At 42.1% G+C, this 2,873-nt stretch carries 1 protein-coding gene and 1 pseudogene; both read left to right on the forward strand.

Features of this window, described 5'->3' with window-relative positions; translation table 11 throughout:
• A partial coding sequence (locus LC653_RS45430; RefSeq protein ID WP_229501781.1) for a UvrD-helicase domain-containing protein occupies window positions 1-2,195 on the forward strand: 2,195 nt, incomplete at its 5' end.
• A gap of 85 nt (window positions 2,196-2,280) precedes the next feature.
• Window positions 2,281-2,873: pseudogene (locus tag LC653_RS45435) on the forward strand (DISARM system helicase DrmA); the annotation flags it as partial.

A 2,873-nucleotide genomic window follows, 5' to 3' on the forward strand; every position in this document is an offset into this window, starting at 1 on the left:
CATCTACCATGATCTTCGAGATTATCCACAAACCCACCTTCACCAATCAACTCTTAGCTATCCCTAAAGAGTATGTGATGCAAATATTGGAGAAAATCAAAGTATTGCGGGATGATCCCAAACCTCACGGTAATTTAAAGAAGAAATTACATGGCTATAAGGGTGATGTCTATCGCTTGCGTTCAGGCGACTATCGCATAATTTATACTTTTGGCGATAAATGGGTAGCCTTGCTGGGTGTAGATGCTCGTAAAGATGTATACAAAGGCGATAAGCTAGTTGCTGAAACAACCGATATTGATATCAGCACTCTGCCAGATGTAGAAGCATTACTGGCTGTAAAACCAACTTATACCCCAAACTTGGTTTTGCCTGATACCTCTAACACAGAAAGCCCGCTACCCGTGGAAATTACCGAAGATTTGCTTCATAGGTTGCGACTACCGGAAGAATATTGGACAACATTAACCGCGTGTCGGACATTAGATGATTTAATGGCGGTCAACTTACCAGGGAAGTGGTGCGATCGCATTTTTGATTGTATCGCTGAACCCAATTTTGACCAAGTTCTGAACCAACCCAGCTTTGTTACGGGTAGCACTGATGATTTATTGCGCTTCACTGAAGGTGAGTTGCTGGGATTTTTACTCAAACTCAATCCCGAACAAGAAAAATTCGTCAGTTGGGCAATCAACGCTTCTGGCCCTACACTGTTAAAAGGTGGCCCCGGTACGGGAAAAAGTACCGTTGCACTTTACCGTGTTCATGCGTTGGTAGAAACACTCCAAGCCAACGGAATCGAAAAACCTAAAATCCTATTTACAACCTATACAAATGCACTGGTTGCGTTTTCTCAACAACTTTTAGCAAGTCTGCTAGGCGAAGATATACAGTATGTTAATGTCAAAACTGCCGATGCAATAATTGCGTCAGTCATTTCCCAAAGTACCGGAAAACCCAATATTGCTTCTGGTGATGTCCTGCGAAAAACCATCAAGCAAGCGCTAATCTACGCAATTGATTCTCTAGAAGGCAACCTACTACAACGTCAAGCGCAAGAACAAACGTTAAAACGTCTGAGTATTGATTATCTCATCGATGAAATTGCTACAGTTATCGAAGCACGCGAAATCAAAACTCTCGAAGCATATCAAGCAACGCCACGAAGCGGTAGGGCAATTTCCCTTAACAAAACGCAACGTCAAGCAATCTGGCACTTGCGTCAACAATTTTACCAGTTGCTAGAAAAACAAGAACTCGAAACTTGGCAGCAAGTCCGTACCCGTGCCTTGGAAACGTTACGGGAGATGGATAACCCGCCGATTTATGATGCAGTGGTAATTGACGAAGCCCAAGATTTAGACCCCAATACTTTACGTATTTTGACTCAAGTCTGCCGTCACCCTAACCGCCTGTTTATTACCGCCGATGCCAATCAATCCATATATGGTAGTAGCTTTCGATGGAGTGACGTTAGCCAAGACTTGAAATTTGTCGGACGCACAGGAGTACTGCGCGTTAATCACCGCACCACCCGCGAAATAAACGAAGCTGCAATATCTTACTTGGCAAATTCGATTTTAGATGATGAGGGAATGGGGAATTGGGAATTGGGAATTGGGAATGGGGAATTGGGAATTAAAGAAGCTTCCCATTCCCCATCCCCTATTCCCCATTCCCCAATTAGAGACTATATCCACAATGGCCCACCACCGGCTGTCCGTGCCGTAAATAATCCAGGAGATGAAGCAGAACTACTGGTACGATTTTGCAAAAGTGCTGCCCGTGAATTTCGGTTGGGTATTAACGCTTGTGCCGTAATTGTGCCGACAGAAAGTGCTGGTACAAAAATAGCTGGTCAACTTTCATACTTAGGTTTAGAAGCGCATTTCATGTCTAGCAAAGACTTGGACTTAAATAAACAAGGTGTTAAAGTTATTACGCTTAAAGCTGCGAAGGGGTTAGAATTTCCCATTGTAGCGATTGCAGGATTTTTGGATGCAACCTATCCAACAATTCCCAAAGGTACACCGGAAGATGAAATTACAGAAATTTTAGCACGCGATCGCCGTACTCTATTTGTCGGTATGACTCGCGCTATGCGGGCATTGTTGGTTATTGTTCCTGCAAGCAACTCTTCTCTCCTCTTGGAAAAATTTGATTCTCAATTGTGGAATCTTGGGAATAGGGAATAGGGGATGGGGAATGGGGAATGGGGAATGGAGAATGGGGAATAGAATGATTATTAATATTTAGTAGGTTATTACTTTTATCAGCAATATGGAAATTATTAAGCTTCCTTCTGTACTTCCAGGTGAATTAGATTTACTAAATATAAACAAAGAACTCCGGGAACATCAAATTCAGCTCGATTGGAGTGCGGTTGTATCTGCACCAGAGTCTCAGCTTGTGGTTTTGCTGGACAGAATTGATCAAGTAGAAGATGCTGATTGGTTAATAAATGGAGATATTGCAGAGAAGATTGCCACTGACATCATCAATTTCTTTAACAAGCAGAAACCTAAAGCTAAAAAATCGCGTTCTAAGAAAAAGCCGCTAGAAACTAAAGTAACTCCTCAACTTTGGGAACAGAGGAAACTATTAGAAACGCAATTTATACCTTCAATAAACGAAGGTCAATTATTAGAAGAGAAATTTATACTTGCGATTGATCCACTTGTTGAGGAAAAGCTAGAAGTAAAAGTAGATGAAACTAGTAAAATTCTGGAATCGCAGTTACCCACACCTTATAAAATCCGTGATGAATTAGAAAAAGCAGTATTGGCAGATTTACTTGGGCCTGCGGGTGGTGAGGAAGAAGAAGTAGATGAGGATAGTGTAAGCGATCGCTATCTTGTAGGGTTACTCGCACC

This window comes from Nostoc mirabile CHAB5784, from assembly GCF_020829645.1.
GTDB classification, from domain to species: domain Bacteria; phylum Cyanobacteriota; class Cyanobacteriia; order Cyanobacteriales; family Nostocaceae; genus Nostoc; species Nostoc mirabile.